17 protein-coding genes are annotated in these 20,953 nt (G+C 72.6%); 8 read left to right on the top strand and 9 right to left on the bottom strand.

The window, feature by feature from the left end:
• Positions 1 to 2 precede the first annotated feature (2 nt).
• The 5 genes from CUC05_RS04685 to CUC05_RS04665 form a co-directional block, all read right to left on the bottom strand.
• On the bottom strand, positions 3 to 2,042 hold the full coding sequence (locus tag CUC05_RS04685; RefSeq protein ID WP_157965208.1) for a cell wall-binding repeat-containing protein: 2,040 nt from the start codon (positions 2,040 to 2,042) through the stop codon (positions 3 to 5).
• Positions 2,043 to 2,108: 66 nt separating this feature from the next.
• The gene (gene uppS / locus CUC05_RS04680; protein ID WP_170127917.1) at positions 2,109 to 2,855 is read right to left on the bottom strand and encodes a polyprenyl diphosphate synthase; all 747 of its coding nucleotides are present in this window, start codon (positions 2,853 to 2,855) and stop codon (positions 2,109 to 2,111) included.
• Between the two features lie 144 nt (positions 2,856 to 2,999).
• On the bottom strand, positions 3,000 to 3,722 hold the full coding sequence (recO, locus tag CUC05_RS04675; protein WP_157965207.1) for a DNA repair protein RecO: 723 nt from the start codon (positions 3,720 to 3,722) through the stop codon (positions 3,000 to 3,002).
• A gap of 67 nt (positions 3,723 to 3,789) precedes the next feature.
• Positions 3,790 to 4,644, bottom strand: coding sequence for an ABC transporter permease (locus CUC05_RS04670; protein WP_205712126.1), 855 nt, complete (start codon positions 4,642 to 4,644; stop codon positions 3,790 to 3,792).
• Positions 4,641 to 5,618: an ATP-binding cassette domain-containing protein gene (locus tag CUC05_RS04665; RefSeq protein WP_108664901.1), complete on the bottom strand. Its 978-nt coding sequence runs from the start codon at positions 5,616 to 5,618 to the stop codon at positions 4,641 to 4,643. Before CUC05_RS04665 ends, CUC05_RS04670 begins: the two co-directional genes overlap by 4 nt.
• Positions 5,619 to 5,732: 114 nt before the next feature.
• Between CUC05_RS04665 and CUC05_RS04660 the strand changes: the two genes are divergently transcribed.
• Complete coding sequence (locus tag CUC05_RS04660) at positions 5,733 to 6,179, top strand: MarR family winged helix-turn-helix transcriptional regulator (protein ID WP_108664900.1); 447 nt, start codon at positions 5,733 to 5,735, stop codon at positions 6,177 to 6,179.
• A gap of 110 nt (positions 6,180 to 6,289) precedes the next feature.
• Here CUC05_RS04660 and era read toward each other — a convergent pair whose 3' ends face one another.
• The 3 genes from era to CUC05_RS04645 form a co-directional block, all read right to left on the bottom strand.
• Positions 6,290 to 7,183: a GTPase Era gene (gene era, locus CUC05_RS04655; RefSeq protein ID WP_108664899.1), complete on the bottom strand. Its 894-nt coding sequence runs from the start codon at positions 7,181 to 7,183 to the stop codon at positions 6,290 to 6,292.
• A 64-nt stretch (positions 7,184 to 7,247) separates the two neighbouring features.
• Positions 7,248 to 7,934, bottom strand: coding sequence for a response regulator transcription factor (locus tag CUC05_RS04650; protein ID WP_108664898.1), 687 nt, complete (start codon positions 7,932 to 7,934; stop codon positions 7,248 to 7,250).
• Positions 7,931 to 8,989, bottom strand: a complete 1,059-nt coding sequence (locus tag CUC05_RS04645) for a MinD/ParA family ATP-binding protein (protein WP_108664897.1) — start codon at positions 8,987 to 8,989, stop codon at positions 7,931 to 7,933. Before CUC05_RS04645 ends, CUC05_RS04650 begins: the two co-directional genes overlap by 4 nt.
• Before the next feature lie 193 nt (positions 8,990 to 9,182).
• On the opposite strand from CUC05_RS04645, the gene CUC05_RS04640 reads away from it, so the two are divergent.
• From CUC05_RS04640 to CUC05_RS04605, 7 genes are all read left to right on the top strand, one after another.
• On the top strand, positions 9,183 to 10,370 hold the full coding sequence (locus tag CUC05_RS04640; protein WP_108664896.1) for a MinD/ParA family ATP-binding protein: 1,188 nt from the start codon (positions 9,183 to 9,185) through the stop codon (positions 10,368 to 10,370).
• Positions 10,367 to 12,370 (top strand): LysM peptidoglycan-binding domain-containing protein, encoded by a 2,004-nt coding sequence (locus CUC05_RS25815; RefSeq protein ID WP_157965206.1) that lies wholly within the window; start codon positions 10,367 to 10,369, stop codon positions 12,368 to 12,370. The genes CUC05_RS04640 and CUC05_RS25815 overlap by 4 nt, the downstream gene beginning before the upstream one ends.
• A gap of 23 nt (positions 12,371 to 12,393) precedes the next feature.
• Positions 12,394 to 13,524, top strand: a complete 1,131-nt coding sequence (locus CUC05_RS04625; RefSeq protein WP_157965205.1) for a conjugal transfer protein — start codon at positions 12,394 to 12,396, stop codon at positions 13,522 to 13,524.
• A 151-nt stretch (positions 13,525 to 13,675) separates the two neighbouring features.
• Positions 13,676 to 14,248 (top strand): hypothetical protein, encoded by a 573-nt coding sequence (locus tag CUC05_RS04620; RefSeq protein ID WP_108664894.1) that lies wholly within the window; start codon positions 13,676 to 13,678, stop codon positions 14,246 to 14,248.
• 42 nt (positions 14,249 to 14,290) lie between these two features.
• Positions 14,291 to 16,267: a hydantoinase/oxoprolinase family protein gene (locus tag CUC05_RS04615; RefSeq protein ID WP_108664893.1), complete on the top strand. Its 1,977-nt coding sequence runs from the start codon at positions 14,291 to 14,293 to the stop codon at positions 16,265 to 16,267.
• Positions 16,260 to 17,882 carry a hydantoinase B/oxoprolinase family protein gene (locus CUC05_RS04610; protein ID WP_108664892.1) on the top strand — a complete coding sequence of 541 codons (1,623 nt, stop codon included), beginning with the start codon at positions 16,260 to 16,262 and terminating at the stop codon, positions 17,880 to 17,882. Before CUC05_RS04615 ends, CUC05_RS04610 begins: the two co-directional genes overlap by 8 nt.
• On the top strand, positions 17,879 to 19,297 hold the full coding sequence (locus CUC05_RS04605; RefSeq protein WP_108664891.1) for an LCP family protein: 1,419 nt from the start codon (positions 17,879 to 17,881) through the stop codon (positions 19,295 to 19,297). Before CUC05_RS04610 ends, CUC05_RS04605 begins: the two co-directional genes overlap by 4 nt.
• 246 nt (positions 19,298 to 19,543) lie before the next feature.
• On the opposite strand, the gene CUC05_RS04600 is transcribed toward CUC05_RS04605, so the two are convergent.
• Positions 19,544 to 20,809 carry a murein hydrolase activator EnvC family protein gene (locus CUC05_RS04600; RefSeq protein WP_157965204.1) on the bottom strand — a complete coding sequence of 422 codons (1,266 nt, stop codon included), beginning with the start codon at positions 20,807 to 20,809 and terminating at the stop codon, positions 19,544 to 19,546.
• Positions 20,810 to 20,953 lie beyond the last annotated feature (144 nt).

Here is a 20,953-nt window from a genome sequence, read left to right as displayed (position 1 = left end):
CGTCAGTCCACGAACGCGTCGAGCGATGCCTCCACGTCGGCGGCCAGGGCTGCCTCGCCGCCCATCATCCATATCTCGTTCCAGGTGCCGTTGCCGAGGTGGCTCGACACGGCGGTGGCCAGGGTGTCCCCGGGCGTCAGCAGCAACGGCATGTCCAGCGACGCGCTGAACGCGCCGCCACCCAGTCCGTCGGGGAAACGTTCGCCGCTGGCCACGCCGACGCGGGTGGCGTCGGGGAAGAACTCGCGCGCAAGCAGCACGGAGGTGTCGTAGGCGTCGGTCCCATCGATCGAGCGGGCCTCCGGGAGGGCGGTCGAGGCAGCCGGTCCGACCGCGGTGACGGTGGCGTCGGGGTGTTCGGCGAGGAACACCCGGGCGGCGTCGGACAGCCCGGAGGCGCTGGTCGTGATGACCACGCCGTCGCTGGCGCCTGCGGCCGCGCCGGCCATCAGCGCCCAGGGGAAGTCGAACGCGTCGGCCACGAGCACGTGGCTGACCTCGCCGAGCCGTGCCGCGGCCTCCCTGGAGATCGCCAGGGCCGTCTCGATCCGTGACGCACCGGCCAGGCGCACGGTCCCGAAGCCGAGCTGCTGGACGTCGGCGACGACGTCCTCGGCGAGGGCCGCGACACCACCGAGGACGTAGACGCGCCCACCCTCCGGCAGCAGGCGACGCAGCTCGGTCGCGACGGCCGACGTCAGGCCCGTCCTCGGCGTCAGCAGCAGCGGTCCGTCGACGGCCGCGGCCAGCGCGGCACCGGCCAGCGCGTCGGCCTCGACGTCCTGTCGTGCCAGCACCGCGGCCGCGGCCCCGTCGGGCCAGGCCTGCTGGGCGACGGCGATGCTCGTCTCGATGCGTGCGGGGCCGGCGAGTCGCTGCAGCCCGGCGTCCTGCGGTCGTGCCGCCGGATCGGGGACGTCGATGTCCTCGGGAGGGGTGCCGGTCCGTGCCTCGTCGACCGGCGCCGCACGGGCGATGTCGACGAAGGCGGCGTCCCCGGCCCGGTCGACGATGGCGGTGGAGGCCTCGCCCAGCGCCCCCATGCCGATCCCGACACCGAACCCGTCGGCGTCGTCGACGCACGCGGGGTCGAGGTCCCCGGCACGCAGCACCGGGCCGGCGATCACCGCGCGCCCCGAGCAGACGACCGTGCCGTCGGGGTCGGTCACGTGGACCCCGAAGCCCACGCCGTCCCAGATCGCCCGCAGGATGCGGTCCGCCGAGCGGTCACCGTCGAGGTCCAGCAGCGCCGCCGGTCCGGCGCCCGGCCCGAGGGACGCGAAGTCCATGGCTGGCAACCTGACCGACAGCTCCAACCCCTCGCCGTACTCCACGCAGGCCTCGGTGAGGTCCGCCGCGGGCCGGTCGATCGGGGTCTCGGTGCCGTTGGCCGCGCGAGCGACGACGTCGCCGGTCGGGTCGGTCACGCACAGGGGCACGCTCTCGGCGTCGGCCAGCGCCCCGGTGTCCAGCACGACCCGACCCGTGTCGGGGGCGTAGTCGGCCGTGGAGTTGTTCTCGCCGGGGTTGGACAGCGAGCCGTAGTGCCCGATGACGGCCGGCGAGCCGATGGTCGCGGCGTCGATCGTCACCGTCATGGCGTTGGGGCCGGGCCGGGTGACGGTGGCCAGCCCGACCGCCTCGAGGTCGCCCTGCTCGCACGACGGCGACACGAACACGCCGGCGAGCACGTCCTCGGAGCCGTCGTCGGCACGGTTGACGCCGTACAGCAGGTAGTCCCCCTCGCTGCAGCCGTTGGCGGGGTTGCCGTCGGTGTCGATCCGGACGTAGAGCTCGGAGAACCGGCTGTCGGCCCAGTCGTCGCGGGTGAGGAAGGTGAAGGCGAACGCGTCGCTGCCGCAGAGGTGTGCGGCGCCGTAGGTCACGATGTCGAGCTCACCGCCCTCGGCGTCGTCGGTCGTCGAGGTGGCGGCGCAGGTGCCGTCGGGTTGGGCGTGGACCGGTGGCGCCGCGAGCGCCACCAGCAGGAACGACATGACGACGATGCCGATGACCGACACCTTCGGGACCGATGGATTCACCTGACTGCTCCTTGGCTCCTCAGCACCGCCCCCTCGGCGGGCGGGGCAACCATAGGCCACGGAGGGTCAGACGGCCCCGAACCGTCGGGTCCGCTTCTGGAACTCCTCGATCGCGTCGAAGAGGTGGGTGCGTCGGAAGTCGGGCCACAGCACGTCGTCGAAGACCAGCTCGGCGTACGCGGCCTCCCACAACATGAAGTTGGACAGGCGTCGTTCGCCGGAGGTGCGGACAAGCAGGTCGACGTCGGGCGCGTCGGGGCTGTACAGCCGGCTGCTGATGGACTTCTCGTTCACCCGTCCCGGCTGCAGGCGGCCGGCCTTCACGTCCTCGGCCAGGGCGCGGGCGGCGTCGACCAGCTCGGCCCGGCCGCCGTAGTTGAACGCGATCTGCAGGGTCAGGCGGCGGTGGTGGGCGGTGCGCCGTTCGGTCTCGTCCATGATCTTCAGCAGGGACCTGGGGATCGGTCGCTTCTGGCGGCCGATGAAGCGCACCCGGACCTGGCGGGCGTCGAGCTCGTCGGCCCGTCGCAGCAGCAGGTCGCGGTTGAACCACATGATGAATGCGACCTCGCTCGGGGGCCGCTTCCAGTTCTCGGTGGAGAAGGCGTAGACCGTCATCCACTCCAGCCCGACCTCCAGGGCACCCTCCACGGCGTCGAACAGCGCCTCCTCGCCGCGGGTGTGCCCGTCGGTGCGGGGCAGGTCTCGCTGCTTGGCCCAGCGACCGTTGCCGTCCATGATCACGCCCACGTGATCGGGCACCCCACGCTGCCGCATGGCCTCCAGGTCGTGTCCGGGTTCGGCCGCGCTCATGGCCCGTTCTCCTCGCTGGCGCGAGAAGAACGCCCCCCAGCCGAACCGATGACCGCTCGCACGCTCGCGCTCATGGCCCATTCTCCTCGCTGGCGCGAGAAGAACGCCCCCCAGCCGAACCGATGACCGCTCGCACGCTCGCGCTCATCGGGGGACCGACTCCCATGCCTTGAGGGTGGTGGCGAGGTGGTGGGACAGGTAGGCGCGGACCAGCGAGGCGACGCTGCGGGGCAGCGGCTCCTCGCCCTGGGCGATGGTGAGCCAGTCCCCCTCCGCCAGCAACGTCAGTGCGGCGAGGGCCTCGTGGGAGATGCGCTGGAGGTCCGCCGGGGTGTCCTTGCTGCACAGGACCCCGCCCGCGCCCACGTGGAAGGCGGCGATGTCGGTGGTCGAGCCGCAGGTGATGCAGGTGTCGAGCGACGGCCGGAATCCCTCCAGCGCAGCCAGCCTGAGGAGGAACGCGTCGAGGACGGCGGCGGGACGGTTGGGGCCCGCGGCGAGCACCGACAGGCACTCCTTGAGCAGCAGGAACATGCCTGGGGCACGTTCGCCCTCCTGCGCGAGCTTGTCGCACGCCTCGGCCATCGTGGCCGCGCAGGCCGACGCCACCCAGTCCTCCCGGACGCCGACGTTGGGGGCGATCAGCTCGACCTGGGTCACGGTGTCCAGGGACCGCCCGTCGTACATCTGCAGGCTGACATGGCCGTAGGGTTCCAGCCGGCCACCGAACCGCGATCCGGGCTTGCGGACCCCCTTCGCCACACCCCTGACCAGCCCGAGGTTGGGGCTGAGGACGTGCAGGATCCGGTCGGTCTCGCCCAGCTTGTAGCTGCGCAGGACGATGCCGTCGACGAGGTAGTGGGCCACGTCCCGAAGAGTAGATGGGGCCGGCGAGGTCGCCGCGGACCGGTGACGGCCGGCTGGGCGCCGCGGGTCAGTCCAGTCGCTTCCACATGCGGGCAGCGAGCGGCAGGAAGACAGCGGCGATCCCCACGGTCCACGCCAGGGTGATCAGGGCCTGGTCGGCGACCCCGGTGCACAGCGTCGTCTGCTCCAGGCTGGGACCGCAGGGGTAGCCGCCGATGGTGAGCGATCGTGCGGCGTTGGCCAGCCGCGACAGCGGGTTGTGGCTGGCGAAGCCCTGCAGCCAGCCGGGCATGGTCGCGGGGAGCACGAAGACGCTGGAGGCGAACGCGAGGGGGAACATCCACACGAAGCCGGCACCCTGGACCGCCTCGGGTTCCTTCAGCGCCAGGCCGATCCATGCGGCGATCCACGCGAAGGCGAGGGAGAAGGCCACGATCAGGAACAGGGCGCCCAGCGCCTCCAGCGGACCGGTCGTGATGCGGAACCCGACGAGGTAGGCGACCGCGAGCATGACCACGAGGGAGACGACGCTGACGAGGACGTCCGCGAGGATGCGGCCGCTCAGCACCGCCGACCGCGACATCGGCAGGGACCGGAAGCGGTCGATCATGCCGCCCTTGAGGTCCTCCGCGATCCCGATGGCCGTCCCGATGGTGGAGAAGGTCACGGACTGCACGATGATCCCCGGCATCAGGTACTGCACGTAGTCCAGGCCCGGCGTCGGTATCGAACCACCGAAGACGTAGCGGAACAGCAGCACGAACATGATCGGCTGGATGAACACGAACACGGCGATCTGTGGCTGCCGCTGGTAGCGACGCAGGTTCCGACCGAACATGACCCAGGCGTCGACCGCGGCGGCGAGGAGACCCTGTCGCGGGACCGACGGGGTGGGGACGGCGGTGGGTGTCGTGGCGCTCACGTTGCCTCCTGCAGCTGCTCGGTGGACCCTTCCGCGGTGCGACCGGTGAGGGAGAGGAAGACGTCGTCGAGGGAGGCGCCCCGCAGGGACAGGTCGGCCACGTGGATGGCCGACGTCTCCAGGGCACGGACCGTGTCGCCGAGATGGGCGTCGCCGCCGTCGACGGGGAAGGCGATGGTTCCGCGGGAGGGATCGACCACGACCTCACCCGACGCGAAGGGGGCGACCGCGTCCGCGGCCTCACCGGTGCGGGCGTGGTCGACGACGGTGAACTCGATCCGCTCGCCACCCACCCGGTCCTTCAGCTCGCGAGCGGTCCCGCGTGCCAGCTCGCGACCGTGGTCGATGACCAGGATCTCGTCGGCGAGCGCGTCCGCCTCCTCCAGGTACTGGGTGGTCAGCAGCAGCGTCGACCCGTCCCGGACGATCTCGCGGATCACCGCCCACAGCGACCGGCGGGAGGCGGGGTCCAGGCCCGTCGTGGGCTCGTCCAGGAACAACACCTCCGGCCTGGCCACCAACGAGGCGGCGAGGTCCAGGCGACGACGCATGCCGCCCGAGTAGGTCCTGCTCGGCCGCCCCGCGGCGTCGGCCAGCCCGAAGCGAGCCATGAGCTGGTCGGCCCTGACGAGGGCATCGTGCCGGGTCAGTCCGGTCAGCCGTCCGATCATCACGAGGTTCTCGTGGCCGGTCAGGTACTCGTCAACCGCCGCGAACTGCCCCGTCAGGGCGATGCGGGTGCGCACCTCGTGGGCCTGTGTGGCCACGTCGAAGCCGGCCACCGTCGCGGTGCCGCCGTCAGCGGGCTGCAGCGTCGCCAGGATGCGCACCGCCGTGGTCTTGCCCGCCCCGTTGGGACCGAGCAGGCCGAGGACGGTGCCCCGGCGGACGGACAGGTCCAGGCCGTCGAGGGCCCGGGTCTCGCCATAGGTCTTCTCGAGGCCGTGTGCATCGACGGCCAGGTCGCCCGACATGTCCCCTCGCTTCGGTCGAATCAGTTATGCTGACAGGACAGTAACGCTGGAGGAATAGTGTCGCAATCAAAAGTATCTCCTGGTGGGTCCGACCCGGGGCACGACGGCGCCCCGATGTCGGAGGACGAGAGCCTTGCCCGCGCTGCGTGGCGGTCGATGTACCAGCTGTTCCGCAGCGAGGAGTTCCAGCGACAGGGCAGCGCCGCGGCGGCCGCGCTGGAGCTGACCGAACAACAGATGTTCGTCCTGCTCGGGCTTCCGCTGGACGGCGACGGCGGCATGGCGATGCGGGAGCTGGCCGAGGCCTGCCACACGACGCCGTCGTACCTGACCTCCGTCGTCGACGCGCTGGAGTCCCGCGATTTCGTCGGCCGACATCCCGACCCGAACGACCGCCGCGTCACGCGGGTCCGCCTGACCCTCAACGGCAAGGCGGCCGTCCACCAAGCGCAGTTCCTGCTGGGAACCCCGCCGTCGGGGTTGCTCGCCCTGTCCACCGATGAGCTCCGAACCCTCAGCACCCTCCTGGCCCGCGCCGCCGAGCCCTACCCCTGGCCCTGAGCCCGGCCCTCAGCAGTCCTCAGTAGCCCTGCCCCCCGGGGGCTCCGCCCCCAGACCCCCGATGGGCTCCTTCCGGGCCTCACGAAGCCGCTTCGCGGCGGTTCGGGTCCTCAGTAGCCCAGCTTGTCGAGCTTCTTCGGGTCGCGCTGCCACTCCTTGGAGATCTTGACGCGGAGGTCCAGGTAGACCTTGGTGCCGAGCAGCGCCTCGAGCTCGGGGCGGGCGTCGGTGCCGATCTGGGCGAGGACCGCACCCTGTCGGCCGATGACCATGCCCTTCTGCGAGTCACGCTCGACGTAGATCGACGCGAAGATCGCGGTGACGTTCTCCGAGCGGCCGGGGCCCATCTCCTCAACGGTGACCGCGATCGAGTGGGGCACCTCCTCGCGCATCACCACCATGGCCTTCTCGCGCACGATCTCGGCGACGCGCTGGGCCTCCTCGGAGTCCGTCACCATCTCCGCCGGGTACAGGGCCGGCCCCTCGGGCATGCGGGCGGCGATGAGGTCGGTGAGCACCTCGACCTGCTCGCCGCGGCGGGCGCTGACGGGCACGATCTCGTCGAAGTCGGCCAGCTCGGCCAGGGCAGCGATCGCCGGAAGCTGGGCGTCCTTGCCGATGCGGTCGACCTTGTTGAGCACCCCGATGATCGGCACGCCCAGCCCGCTCACGAGGTCGGCCATGAAGGCGTCGCCGGTCCCGATGCCCTTCGCCCCGTCGACGACGAGCACGGCGACGTCGACCCCGGACAACGAGGCCTGGGCGATGTCGTTGAGCCGGCTGCCGAGCAGGGTCTTGGGCTTGTGCACCCCCGGGGTGTCCACGAAGACGATCTGGACGTCCTCGCGGGTCAGGATGCCGCGGATGGCATGGCGGGTGGTCTGCGGGATCCGCGTCGTGATGGCGACCTTCTCGCCGATGATGGCGTTGAGGAGGGTCGACTTGCCGACGTTGGGACGACCGACGATGGCGCAGACGCCTGATGCGGTGACGGAGGTGCTCACGACCGCCGACGGTAGCCGACGGCCGCGGGACGCGCCCGGTGACACCCCTCCCGGTACGACACGATCAGGCGGCCACCGCGACCTCGTCCGCCCCCGCCCCCGTCCAGGTGGCGATCGCCTCCTCGCGGTTCTCCACGCCGAGCTTGGCGTAGGCCCGGTTGATGTGGTTCTTGACGGTCTTCTCCGAGATCACGAGCAGCCCGGCGATGGCGGTGTTGGACAGGCCGCGTGCGATCAACGACAGGATCTCGGCCTCACGGTCGGTCATGCTGTCGGGCCGGGCGGGCTCGACGGTGTCGGGGACGCCGGTCCTGATGAGCTCGAGCAGGGTCGGCGCCACGCTCGGCGACACCCACGACCCACCCGCCATGACCTCGCGCACGGCACGGACCAGCTCGTCGGCGTCGACCCGACCCCGGGCGAGGCATCCCACGGCACCGGCATGCACCGCCCTGACGACCACGCCGGGTGCGTGCGGATCGACGAGGGCCACGACCCTGGTGGACCGCGCGAGCGCCCGCAGGCGGGACAGCTGCTCGTCCCGTGCATCCACGGAGAGGATCACCAGGTCCGCGGAATCGATCGACGTGGGCCCCTCGTCGACGATCACGATGCCGTCCTCGGGATCGACGCACTCCTCGAGCCGACCGCGGATCGCAGCCGGGGCGTCGGTGACGGCGACCCGGATGGCGGCGGCTCGTGATGTGCGGGGGTGCGGGCGGCGGGCCGGGAGCGGGGCGATCGCGGTCACGACGGGTCCTTCCTCAGGTCACGGGGCGATGGCAGCGGGAAGCCGTCAGCGACGGACGCGGCGACGTCGAGCCAGGCCGCCTGGGTGTCGGGCCGCAGCTGGTCGGGGTCGGTCACGGCACCGGCCTCGAGGTGGCGATCGTGGGGCACGTGGTGCAGCGCCCTGGTCCGTCCACGGAAGTGGGCCTCGATCGCGTCGAGGTCGACACGGCCGGCGTCGGCCACGTGGTTGACGACGACCACGGCGTCGCGGACCAACGCGGCCCGGCCGTGACCCTCCAACCAGTCCAGCGTGAGGCCGGCGGCCCGGGCGGTGTCCAGCGCCGTCCCCGACACGAGCACGATCTGGTCGACGGCGTCGAGGATGCCGCTGTGGGCGTCGTCGATGATGCCGGTCCCGGTGTCGCACAGGACGACGGAGAAGTGGCGGTGCATCTCGTCGAGCACCTGCTGGTAGTCCCGGCCCGAGAGCGAACGGGACGAGTGCGGGTTCTCGGGCGAGGCCAGGACCTCCAGCCGGCTGGGCGCCTGCGAGGTCAGCTGGCGGGCGTCGGGATACCCCACGACGGTCCCGACGGCGGCGAGGGCGTCCACCACGGTGGCCGCGGTCTGGCGCGGGACCCGGTGGCCGAGCGTGCCGGCGTCGGGGTTGCCGTCCACCGCAAGCACCCGGTCCCGGCGGACCGCCGCAAGGGTGTGGCCGATCATCAGCGTGGTCGTGGTCTTGCCCACCCCGCCCTTGCGTGACACCACGGCGATGCGACGTCCGCCGGGCGCCGGCTGCCGGCACCGCTCGACCGCGAGCTGCCACCGGTCGGGGCCCGGATCGGGGTCCGGGCCCCGCAACCGCTGCCGCAGTCCCCGGAAACCCCCCGGAGTGGGTTCGCGGCGGGGAACGACCACGCGGTCCTCGTCGAGGGGCGACGTCTCGCGGTCGATCGGGGCCGATGTGGGGCCCTGCGGCGCCGGACCGCCAGCCGTGGCGTCCGCGTAGGCATCAGCCCACAGCAACCCCGACGACTCGTCGTCGCCTCCGGGGTGTGTGGGTTCGGCCATGTCGTGCCTCTACCGATCGGCCGGTCCGAAGTCCTCCCTCGTCGGCGACCTTTCTCATCGGCGAGCCGGCGGTGACGGAGCGGAGTTGTCCACATGACGCAGGGTGTCGGACTAGTCCCCCACCGTGGGAGCCGCTACAACAGGATCCAGCAGTCAACGAACAACGAGCGGTGAACCTCGGGGGAGGGACCTGATGAGCACGGGAGAGCAGGTGACCGAGGCAGGACCCATGGCGGATCCTGTCACGGTGGCGACCACGACGATCGACCTCGTCGTCGACCCCACGCCTGCCCCGTCGCACATCACCACGACGGACTCGCCGGCCGCGTCCGGCGACTCGGGCGATGCCGCGCCGGCGTCGGTCGACGAGCGCGCCCGCCCCCGCCGCGGTGCTGCGGACCCGTTCTCCCTGACGGATGAGGAGCTCGACCGGGACGGCACGTTCGCCTTCGACGGCGAGGCCTGGGTCGACGAGCCGACCCCGGTACCGGCGACGGGCTGGCGCCGGCGGGTGTGGGCCATGACGGGTGGCCGCATCAACCCGGGCCCCACCCCTCAGGAGCTGCAGCTGCGCGAGCGGATGGAGGCGATACGTCGCCCGTTCGGCGGTGCCCGCACGCTGGCCGTCGTGTCGACCAAGGGCGGCGTCGGCAAGACCACCACCACCCTGAACCTGGGGCACACGCTGGCCAGCATCCGCGGCGATCGGGTCGTCGCGCTGGACGCCAACCCCGACGCGGGCTCCCTGGGGCATCGAGTCCGTCGCGAACACGCGGCCACGTCCGTCGACCTGCTGGCCGAGGCCGACCACATCTTCGGCTACGGCGACGTTCGCCACTTCACCTCGCAGGCCGAGAGCCTGCTGGAGGTGGTGGCCAGCGACGACGACCCCCTGTCGGCGCGGCGGATGGGTCGGCCGGAGTACGAACGCCTGCTGAACGTCCTGCGGGTCCACTACAACCTGGTCCTGGCCGACTGCGGCACGGGGATTCTGGACGCGGCCACCCGTGGGGTGGTCCAGCGCAGCGACCAGCTGGTGGTGGTGACCGGTCCCAGCGTCGACTCCGCCCGGGCGGTCTCCTACCTGCTCGCCTGGTTGCGCGAACACGGTCAGGCGTCGCTGGTCGAACGGGCCGTCGTGGTGGTGAACGGGGTGCGCGACGGTGGGTCACCGGTCGACGTCGACTCGCTGGTCGACCACTTCGCCTCCCAGGTCCGGGCGGTCCGGACGGTGCCCTGGGACGACGAGCTCGCGAACGGGGCGGTGGTCGAGCTGGACTGGCTGGCGCCCGCGACACGACAGGCATACGTGCAGCTGGCAGCTGCAGTGGTCGATGGACTGGGCGACGACGTCGCCGGGGAAGGCGGTACTGGACGATGACGGATCGAGGACGACTGCACGCCGATGCGGCGCTGGAGTCCCTTCTGGCCGACGAGCGGGTGGAACGACGGGGCAGGCGACGCCGTCAGGCGGTGGAGGAGCTGACCATCGCGGAGGGATCGACCACCCGATCGGTGGTCACCGCGGCCGGACGTGGGGCCAGGGGTGGCGCCGTCGCCGCCGGGGCCGCCGGCATGCTGCTGGCGCCGAACATGGCCGGGGTGGCTGCCGCACAGGACGCTGCTGCCGACGCCGAAACGGCATCCGTTGTCGTCGAACCGGACGCCGCTGCACCAGCGACGGTCGAAGCACCTGCGGGCCCGACTGCGCCAGCTGGCCCCGCAGCCCCCGAACAGGCCCCGGGGCCGATCGGCCGTCAGGCCGGCGGGCCGGCCGCACCCACACCCTCCCCTGACGCGACTGCGGTCGAGGCGCCGACCCCGGCGGCCCCTGCCGCCGACGACCCCCTCGCCGAGGCGCCAGCGGACGGATCGCCACCGGACGGCGTCGAGACGGCCGCACCCGACGTTGACCTGCCGGATCCGGACGCAACCGGCGAGGAGCTGTCCGAGCCGGCGCCCGACCCCGACGCCCCCGGTCCGGTCGAGGATGTCGAGCTGCCGGTGGACGTGGCGCCCGGCGAACCGGGCGAGGACGAGACGCCGATCGCGCCGCCGGGCGACGGCATGCCGGTCGAGCAGACCCCGGTCGACCAGACCCCGGTCGAACAGGCCCCCGTCGACCAGGTTCCCGTCGACCAGGTCCCGGTGGAGGTGACTCCGGATGTCCCCGTCCCGGACGTCGAGCATCCCGATGCCCCGGAGCCCGACGTCGGTGGGCCGGTCGACGAGGAGCCCGTCGGCATCGACGACCAGCTGGCCGACCTCATCCACGACGCGATCGAGGACGCCATCGACCTGCCCGACGGCACCCCCCTCGAGGGCGGCGAGGTCGTCGTCGTCATCGAGACCCCCGCCGAGGGCGAGGAGGTCGACCCGGTCGAGGAGCTCGTCGGCGAGGAGCCCGTCGGCGAGGCGATCGACGAGCTCGTCGATGACACGGTCGGCGAGGGGGTCGAACCGGTGGTGGACGTGGTGGACGTGGTGGACGTGGCGGCACCGGTGACCGACGTCGTGGCGCCCACACCGGCCGTCGTCGCACCGCCGTCCACACCTGCGCCGGTCGTGCACCAGCCCGCCCCTGCCGCACCAGCGGCTCCGTCGACGCCGGCCGTGCGTCCTCCGGCTGCGCAGACCCCGTCGACCCCGAGCATCACCCCGCCCCGACCCAGCCCGCCATGGCCGGTCCCGACGGCGCTGGACGTCGACGAGCCCGATCGCGCCGACACCGGCCCGCAGGACGTCCTCGGCGCTGCCGGAACGGCCTCGGCCGCGACCGGGGCAGGCCGGATCGACCCGGCGCCGACCGCGACGCCCGACGCGTCGCTCGTGGCCCAGCCTGCGTCCGTTCCCGACGGGACCGGAACGGCTGCACCACCGCTGACCCCGCCGGCTCCCGCGCCGCTGCCCGCCACGGTCGTCGACCCGGTCATGTCCCCCAACCTCGCGACGACCGCTCGTCCCAACCCGGGCGCGGTGTCGACGACGGACGCGTCCGCATCGGTGTCGGTCGACGACCGCATCGCCGAGGCGCAACGACGTCCGGTCGACTCGCGTCGGATCCGGGACTGGTCGCAGGCGGTCCTGCGCGCATGGGACGCCGTCCGGGACGGATCGACGACCGAGCACGAGGTCGTGGCGGTCTCGGACACGGTGACGGCCACGCCCACCCTCGGCAACGCCTACGAGGTGCAGCCCGGCGACTCGTTGTGGACGATCGCACGGGCGCTCTGGCCCGATGTCGACCTGACGACCACGGAGCTCGAGGCCACCTGGCAGCTGTTGTTCACGTGGAACGCCGAACGGCTGGGCAACGACCCCGACGCCCTGCCGAGCGGGCTCGTCCTGCAGATCCCGGTCGACCTCGCCCCGGTGGCGTGATCGTCGGCCGACGACCCGCCGACGTGCCCGACACCGGAAGCGGCTTCGACCGTCGCGACTTCGCCCCACCGGGGACGAAGTTCCCCCTCGAACCCTCCGATCGCGCTGCCAGGCCCGCACGGGGCAGGTCCGGCGGTCGACCCGGCCCGCTGGTGCCCCCCGGGGGTCCGCCGCCGTGGCTGCGCTGGGCCCTGCTCGGGGTCGGCCTGGTGGTCCTCGCTGTCGTCGCCGTCCTCGCGTTCGGTGGAACGGGTGACGACACCCGGACAACGGACGCGTCACCCGACGTGTCGGCTGCCGCACCGCCATCGGCTGCCGGCGACGTGGGAGATCAGCCCGCCGACGACGAATCCCCGGCCACGGGCTCTGCACAGGTCGAGGGTGCTGCGGCACCCGACGCAGGACCGACCGGCGGCGACACCGCCGAGGCGCAGCCATCCGGCGCGGGAGAGGTCGGCGCGATCGACCCGGAGCTACAGGGGGCAGCCGGGTTCGCGGTCCAGTTCGCGAACAGCTACCTCAACTACGACGAGGCGCAGCCCGACGTCCGGGCACGGGAGCTCGCCGCCTACCTCGCGCCGGGCCTGGACGCCCAGCTCGGCTGGTCGGGCACCGGGCGGCAGCTGGCCGCCCTCGTCATCGCCCTGCGTGCCGAACCGACCGACGACGGGTCGGTCGTGGTCACGGTGGCCGCGCAGGTGACCGGCACCGACGCCCCCCGCTGGGTCCACCTGGCCGTTCCGCTGCGACAGGACGACCGGGCGCGCTGGGCCGTCACGGCACCGCCGGCCTTCGTGCCTCGACCCTCCCCCGGCAACCCGACGCTCCCCACGCCACCGGTACCCGACGACGCGCTCGGGGCACAGCTGACCGACGCGGTCACCCAGGCCTTCGTGGCGTTCGGGACCTCCGCCACCGTCGACCTGCCCGGCATCACCGCCGAGGATGCCCGGATCCGTGGGCTCGACGGCCAGTTCGCCTTCGTTCGCCTCGCCGAGCTGGTCGTGCACGACGGCGGCGACACCGCCCGGACGGCGATGGCACGGGTGGTCTGGCGCAACGACATCGCCGGAGGCGAGATCGAGCAGACGTACCGGCTGGACCTGACGGCCGCTGGCAGCGCGTGGCTGATCAGCTCGATCACGATCGGATGAACCCCGGAACCGGAACGACTGGTCATCCCGCCATGTGTCAGGATCATTGGGTGGCTGCAGTGTCGAACCGGTGGCACCAACCGAGCCACGCGTGCCGGACATCCCGCCGGGTGCCAGCACGGCGCAGTCAATCCCGGGGAGGGACCACCGAATGCACGTCGTGACCTACACGAGGGGATCGAGCGAGGAGAGCCGGGCCTACCGGATCGACCGGATCCTGGACGCCCAGTCCGACCGTGACCGGTACACCGCCATCACCCGGTTCGGCGACGGACAGGCAGGAAGCGCCGACCCCCGCCACCCGCAGCGCAAGGCCATGCTCGCTGCATGCGAGGGCGGACAGTTCGACCTGCTGGTCGTCAACACCCTCTGGGACCTGCACGCTCCCGGGACCGACGCGGACGTCAACACCCTGGTCGAGATCCTGCACCGCGGTGACCTGGACGAGATCCGCTTCGCCGACGGCACGTGCTGGGTCGCCACGGCCCCGGAGACCGTTGCCGCCGAACGGTTCCTCGGCGACGCCGACGAGGTGGTCGCTGCCATGGAGGTCCTGCGACAGGCCGCCCCCGACCGCTTCCTCGATGCCGCCGCCGAGCTGTACCGGGCAGTGGTCGGCGACGCCGCAGCCCGCCGGGCCCGGGGCGCCACCCTCGACGACGGGGACGACCTGGTCGTCGAGCACGGAAGCGACCCCGCGTCGACGGACTTCCTGCGCGGCTGACGCCGGATCCGGCGTCCGCACCCCGATAGGCTGCGCGAGGCGATGCCCCAGCAGTCCCCTCCCCCATCACCGATCGCACCGTCCGTTGCCGGCGTCGACGTCGGCGGCACGTTCACCGACGCCGTGGTGCTGACCGCCGACGGACCACGCCTCGCCAAGGTCCCGACCACACCCCGCGACCAGGGCGAGGGGTTGGTCGCCGCCATCGAAGCCGCTGGGCAGCGTCCGGCCGACGACCTGCGAGCGCTGGCGCACGGGACCACGACCGCGACCAACGCGGTGCTCGAGCGGACCCTCGACCGAGCAGTGCTGCTCGTGACCGAGGGGTTCGCCGACGTGCTGACGATCGCCCGGCAGAACCGCCCCTCGCTGTACGACCTGTCGGCGGTTCGCCCGGCCCCGGCGATCCCGCGCGACATGGTGGTCCCCGTCCCCGAGCGGATCACCGTCGACGGCGAGGTGCTCCATCCCCTCACCGACGAGGCCCTCGATGACGTGGTGGCCGCGACGGTGGCCCTGCAGCCCGACGCGGTGGCGATCTGCCTGCTGTTCGGATGGGCGGATCCCACCCACGAACGACGGCTCGCCGCCGCGGTGGGGCGGGCCCTTCCCGACGTGCACATCACCGTCTCCGCGGACCTCGTCGGCTCCATCAGGGAGTACGAGCGGGCCAGCACCTGCGCCCTCAACGCAGCCGTCGGCCCGACGATGGGTCGGTACCTGCAGCGGTTGTCCGATCGGCTGCCCGACACCGACGTGACCGTCATGACCTCCGGCGGAGGCACCGCGGACCTGGACCGGATGGTCGCCGACCCCGTCCACACCCTGCTGTCGGGGCCCGCCGGTGGCGTCGTCGCCGCCGCTGCGGCGGCCCGCTCCGCGGGGTTCGACAACGCGATCGCCTTCGACATGGGCGGCACGTCGACGGATGTCTGCCTGATCCGAGGAGGGGAACCGGTCGTCAGCCTCGCGGGCACCATCGACGGGTTGCCCATCGGCACGTCGACGATCGGGATCCACACCGTCGGGGCCGGCGGTGGCTCCATCGCCTCCCTCGATGCCGGTGGCGCCCTGCGGGTCGGCCCCCGCAGCGCTGGCTCCGACCCCGGTCCGGCCTGCTACGGCCGTGGCGGCACCCAGCCGACCGTCACGGACGCCCACGCCGTGCTCGGCCACCTCGACACCCTGGCGGGCGGCACGATGACCGCGGACCTGGCGGCAGCCGAGCGGGCCCTGGCCGGCGTCGAGGGGGTCACCGCGACCGGCATCCTCGACGTGGTCCGCGCCGCCATGGCCCGGGCCCTGCGGCGGGTCTCCACCGAAGCCGGGGTCGACCCCGACAGCCTTGCCCTGGTCGCCTACGGCGGTGCCGGCCCACTCCACGCCTCGGCGCTGGCCCGGATGCTCGGCTGCCCTGCCACGGTGCTGGCGCCGGCACCCGGCGTCCTGTCCGCGGTGGGGTTGCTGACCGCGGCGCAGCGGCGGGAGTGGTCACGAACGGTGATGGTGTCGCCGGACCGCCTGCGCGACACCCTCGACGCGCTGCCGCTGGACGAGCGCGCGGGCGCCCCAGACGACGACGGCGACGTCCGCACGGTCGCCGACCTGCGCTACGTCGGCCAGGCCCACGAGCTGCGCATCGACGTCGACCCCGACGCCGGTGGGGACCTCGGGACCCTGGCAGCGTTCCATCGGCGTCACGAGGAGGTCTACGGCTACGCGCTGCCCGACGCCGACGTCGTCGTGGTCACGGTCAGGCGGATCAGCCGCCGCCCGGCCCTCCACACCGACGCGGTCACCGGTTGGGACCTGGGTCCGGCCACTCCGGCGACGACCCGGACCGCCGACCTCGGCAACGGCCCGGAGACCGTTGCCGTGGTCGCCCGGGGCAGCCTTCGGCCGGGCGACACCGTCACCGGGCCGGCGATCCTGGTCCAGCCCGACTCGACCGGCTTGCTGCTGCACGGCGACGTCGGCACGGTCGACGCACACCTCAACCTGGTGGTCCAGCATGGCTGACCAGCGCCCACCCACCGACCCGGCACGCCTGCAGGTCACGCGTCACGCCCTGGACGGGGTGGCCGAGCAGATGGGGGTGGCGCTGGAGCGGTCGGCGTACTCCCCCAACATCACCGAACGGCTGGACCTGTCCGCGGCGATCTTCTCCCCCAGCGGCCTGATGGTGGCGCAGGCCGAGCACATCCCGGTGCACCTCGGTTCGATGCCGGCGTCCGTCGAGTCGATCCTCGGTGCCTTCGACCTCGCCCCCGGCATGACCGCTGTCGTCAACGACCCCTATCGCGGTGGATCCCACCTGCCCGACATCACCCTCGTGGGCGCGGTCGGTGACCGCGACGACGGACGGTCCGGCCAGCTCATCGGCTACGTCGCCAACCGGGCCCACCACGCCGACATCGCCGGTGCCGCCCCGGGATCGATGCCAGCCGATGCCACCGACATCGCCATGGAGGGGCTGCGGATCCCCCCGCTCCTGCTGGTCGACGGCCACGGCGAACGCAAAGACGTGATCGAGATGCTCGCCGCGAACTCCCGCACGCCGACCGAACGCCACGGCGACCTGCGGGCCCAGTTCGCCGCCAACCACGCCGGCGCGGCCCGGCTGTGCGAGATGGCCGCCGAGCGAGGGCGTGACGGGCTGCTGGCTGACATGGACGCGCTGGTGGACTACGCCGAACGGCGCATCCGAGCCGCCCTGTCGGAGATGCCCGACGGCGAGTGGACCTTCAGCGACTGGCTGGAGGTCGCAGCCGACGGTTCCATGGACGCCGATGCCCAGGCCGTCGGGCTCGAGCTGCACACCACAGTGGCCATCCGCGGCGACCAGCTGGTCGTCGACCTGACCCGCTGTCCCCCGCAGGTACCCGCCAACGTCAACGCGGTCCGCGCCGTGACGGAGTCAGCGGCCCTGTTCGTCCTCCGCCTGGTGACCGACCCCGATGCACCGGCCAACGCCGGCACGGCGCGGGCGATGACGGTCCGCACCACCCCGGGGACGATCGTCGACGCGGTCTTCCCCGCACCCGTCGCGACCGGCAACGTCGAGACCAGCCAGCGCCTGGTCGACCTGCTGCTCGGCGCGCTCGCCCAGGGCGTTCCCGACCGCGTGCCGGCCGCCTCCCAGGGGACCATGAACAACATCCTGATCGGCAGCACCGGGCAGGGCACCCCGTTCGCCTACTACGAGACGATCGGCGGCGGCGAGGGCGGTACCCCGGGCAGGCGCGGCATGGACGGCGTGCACACGGGCATGACCAACACCCGCAACACACCGGTCGAGGCGCTGGAGGTGGCCTATCCGCTGCGGGTGGTGCGTTCCGAGCTCCGGTCCGGTACGGGCGGCGAGGGAATGCACGCCGGAGGTGACGGGATCGTCCGCGAGATCGAGGTGCTCACCCATGCCCGCGTGACCGTGCAGACCGAACGCCGGGCCCGCGGACCGTGGGGCCTGGAGGGTGGCCGATCCGGGCAACCGGGGCGGAACACGCTGATCCGACCCGACGGGACGACGCAGGTCCTCCCCGCGAAGGTGACCCTGACGGTGCAGGCTGGAGACCGCATCCGCCTGGAGACGCCAGGCGGAGGAGGCTGGGGAACGCAGGCCGCACACCGATGAGCCAGGACAACTACGACTACGACCGCACCTACGGCGAACGCTGGGGCGGCGACGGGCATCGCCCGGACGACTTCGGCCCTGCCATGACGGGTCGCCACCGCCGGCTGTCGTTCGGCAAGGCGCTGGGCAGCGTGTTCAACATCGCCTTCTCGGCCCTGATGATCGTCCTGCTCGCGCTCGGCGGACTGGCGGTCTACGCCTCCAGCCAGATCCAGCGCGAACCGGTCGAGGGCCTTGTCGGCGGCGGCCCCACCCTCAACGTGCTCGTCGTCGGGTCCGACAGCCGGGACGGGTTCACCCCCGAGCAGCTGCTGGAGCTCGGCACCGAAGCCGTCGACGGGCGCCGGACCGACACGATCTTCCTGCTCAGCATCGACGGCGGCCGTGCAGCGATGCTGTCGTTCCCCCGTGACCTGTTCGTGGAGCAGTGCGACGGCGTCCAGGGTCGGGTCAACGCCGCGTTCGCCCGTGGCGGTCCCAGCTGCCTGGTCCAGACCGTCTCCAACGCATCGGGCATCCCCATCGACCACTACGTCGAGGTGAACCTGTTCGGGTTCGTGCAGATCGTCGACGCCGTCGGCGGCGTCCCGGTCTTCCTCGACGAGCCGCTGCAGGACCAGTTCGCCGCGGTCGACCTGCCGGCGGGCTGCCACGTGCTCGACGGCACCCAGGCGATCGGCTTCGTCCGTGCACGCCACGTCGACTCCGACCTGGGCCGCATCGCCCGCCAGCAGCGGTTCCTGCGGTCGCTGGCCCAGCAGGTCGTGTCACCCTCGACCCTGGTCAACGTGCCCCGGCTGTTCCGCGTCGCCGGGTCCGCCGGCCGCACGCTCATCGCCGACGAGGGTCTCGGCCTGATCGAGCTCGCGCAGCTGGCCCGTGCCGCTCGCGGGCTCGCCGGTTCGGGACTGGCCACCTACACCGTGCCGGCCAACGCCGCGAACATCGGGGGCGCAGCGGTCCTCGTGCCCGACCCCGACGCCGCGGGGGCGCTGTACGCCTCGTTCGCCGACGGCTCGGTCCTGTCGCTCAACCCCGGTGAGGACGTGCAGGCGCTGCAGCCCGGCGACGTGCCCGTGAGGGTGCTCAACGCCACGGGCACAGAGGGGTTGGCCGCATCGGTCCGGGACTTCCTGGTGGCGCGAGGGTTCGACATCGTCGGCATCGGCAACGCCGACCCCACCGACGGGACGGTCGTGCGCTACGCCGGTCCCAACGTCGCGGCGGCCCAGCTGGTCGCCGAGCAGATCCCCGGCGCGACGCTGCAGCAGGACGACTCGCTCACCGAGGTCGTGCTCATCGTCGGCTCGGCCATCGACGTGTCGGCCCCTCCGCCCCCACCCATGACGGAGGACCCCGGCGCGGCCGAGGAGATCCCCGTCGGCGCCGCCGCCGTCCCCGAGGAGTGCAGCTAGCCCTCCCACGACGGTCCCGGCGACCCGTCCCTGACAGCCCGTCCCGACGCGGCCACCTGACGCCGGCCACCCCACGGATGGAATCGACTCCACGGCCGGAGGGATTCGCCTCCGAGCTTGGGGGTCGGCGGCGCATGACCTCGCGTTGGGCCGAGGAATCGACTCCACTCGTCGGGTCGGACGCGCGGAGATGGAGTCGATTCCATCCCAGCGGGGCCCCGGTTCCGTCCCGGCGGGGGGGACGGCCTAGAGGTAGCCCATCGGGTCGACGGGGGTGCCGCCGGCCCAGACCTCGAAGTGCAGGTGGGTACCGGTGCACGAGCCGGTGCAGCCCATGCCGCCGAGGTAGGTCCCGCCGCTGACGGACTGGCCGGCGCTGACGGCGATGGAGGACATGTGGGCGTACAGCGTGGTCAGGCCGTTGCCGTGGGCGATGATCACGACGTTGCCGAAGCCGCTGCCGGACCAGTTCTCGGCCTTGGTGACGGTGCCACCGCGGGCGGCCACGATCGGTGAGCCCGATCCGGCGGCGATGTCGATGCCGTTGTGGTTGCGGCCCCAGCGCGGGCCGAAGCCGGACGTCACGGTCCCACCGGCGGGCCACTGCAGTCCGCCGCCGCCCGACGGGGCAGCCACGGGGGCAGGGGCGGGTGGGGGCGCGGTGGCCTCCTCGATGTCGGCGGCGTCGTCCTCGCCCTCGGCCTCGTCGTCGGCGGTGACCTCGGCGGCCAGCTGCTCGGCGGCTTCCTTGGCAGCCGCCTCGGCCACGGCGCGTGCCTCGGCCTGTGCCTGCTGGCGGAGCAGCTCGATGGCCTCCTCCTCCAGGTGCTCCTCGCGGGACTGCAGGCGGGCGACCAGGTCCTGGCTGGCGGCGGCGATCAGCTCGCGGTCGTTGCGGATCTCCTCGACCTCGACCAGCAGCGCCTGCTGCTCGACCAGGACGCGGTCCAGCGCGACCTTCTCCTCGTCCAGGGCACGGCGGCGACCCTCGACGCGGGACTGGGCGTTCTCGAGGCCCTCGACCAGCGCGCGGTCCTGGCGACCGATGGCGGTGATGTAGGCGCTCTGCTCGACGGCGTCGGACACCGTCGAGGCGTCCAGGACGGTGATCAGGGGGTCAGGGCGCGCCTGGCGGTACAGCCGGTTGATGCGCTGCGCCATCCGCTGCTGCTGCTCGACGAGCTCGCCCTGGGCGATGGACAGCTCGCGCTCGGCATCGGCGACGGCGTCCTGCTGCCGTCCGACGGCCTGCTGGGCCGTCTCGACCGCGGTGAAGACGGCTTCGAGCTGGGCGTCGGCGTCCTCCAGCGCGATCATGTCGTCGTCGGCCTCGCCACGAGCCGCATCCAGCTCGTTGCGGACGCGCTCGAGCTCCTGGCGGGTCTCGGAGATCCGCGACTCCTCCGAGCCGGTCGCGCTGGCCGGGCCGCTCGTGGCGATGGCCATGGCGAGCACGAGCATCAGCAGGACGACGCGGCGAAGCGACGAGGAGGTGGAAGAAGTGAGGATCATGGTTCCCGTTACGGCAGGACCGACCGGCTGGGGCAGGAGCCCAAGCCGGAACGACGTACGAGTGTTCGGTTGTGCGCGGGGAAGCGACCCGAAGGTGTACCTCGTGCGACACGCCGTCGACACGGGACGGACGGACAGGGGTCG

The organism is Euzebya rosea, assembly GCF_003073135.1.
Lineage (GTDB): Bacteria > Actinomycetota > Nitriliruptoria > Euzebyales > Euzebyaceae > Euzebya > Euzebya rosea.
This window is presented reverse-complemented; position numbering and strand designations above follow the sequence as displayed.

What these genes read in the sequence shown, in the direction of transcription:
- CUC05_RS04640 (WP_108664896.1), top strand. Translation starts at nt 9,183, where the DNA reads ATGAGCACGGGAGAGCAGGTGACCGAGGCAGGACCCATGGCGGATCCT.
- CUC05_RS04615 (WP_108664893.1), top strand. Translation starts at nt 14,291, where the DNA reads ATGCCCCAGCAGTCCCCTCCCCCATCACCGATCGCACCGTCCGTTGCC.
- uppS (WP_170127917.1), bottom strand. Translation starts at nt 2,855, where the DNA reads ATGAGCGCGGCCGAACCCGGACACGACCTGGAGGCCATGCGGCAGCGT.
- CUC05_RS25815 (WP_157965206.1), top strand. Translation starts at nt 10,367, where the DNA reads ATGACGGATCGAGGACGACTGCACGCCGATGCGGCGCTGGAGTCCCTT.
- CUC05_RS04605 (WP_108664891.1), top strand. Translation starts at nt 17,879, where the DNA reads ATGAGCCAGGACAACTACGACTACGACCGCACCTACGGCGAACGCTGG.
- CUC05_RS04600 (WP_157965204.1), bottom strand. Translation starts at nt 20,809, where the DNA reads ATGATCCTCACTTCTTCCACCTCCTCGTCGCTTCGCCGCGTCGTCCTG.
- CUC05_RS04610 (WP_108664892.1), top strand. Translation starts at nt 16,260, where the DNA reads ATGGCTGACCAGCGCCCACCCACCGACCCGGCACGCCTGCAGGTCACG.
- CUC05_RS04620 (WP_108664894.1), top strand. Translation starts at nt 13,676, where the DNA reads ATGCACGTCGTGACCTACACGAGGGGATCGAGCGAGGAGAGCCGGGCC.
- CUC05_RS04665 (WP_108664901.1), bottom strand. Translation starts at nt 5,618, where the DNA reads ATGTCGGGCGACCTGGCCGTCGATGCACACGGCCTCGAGAAGACCTAT.
- CUC05_RS04660 (WP_108664900.1), top strand. Translation starts at nt 5,733, where the DNA reads ATGTCGGAGGACGAGAGCCTTGCCCGCGCTGCGTGGCGGTCGATGTAC.
- CUC05_RS04645 (WP_108664897.1), bottom strand. Translation starts at nt 8,989, where the DNA reads ATGGCCGAACCCACACACCCCGGAGGCGACGACGAGTCGTCGGGGTTG.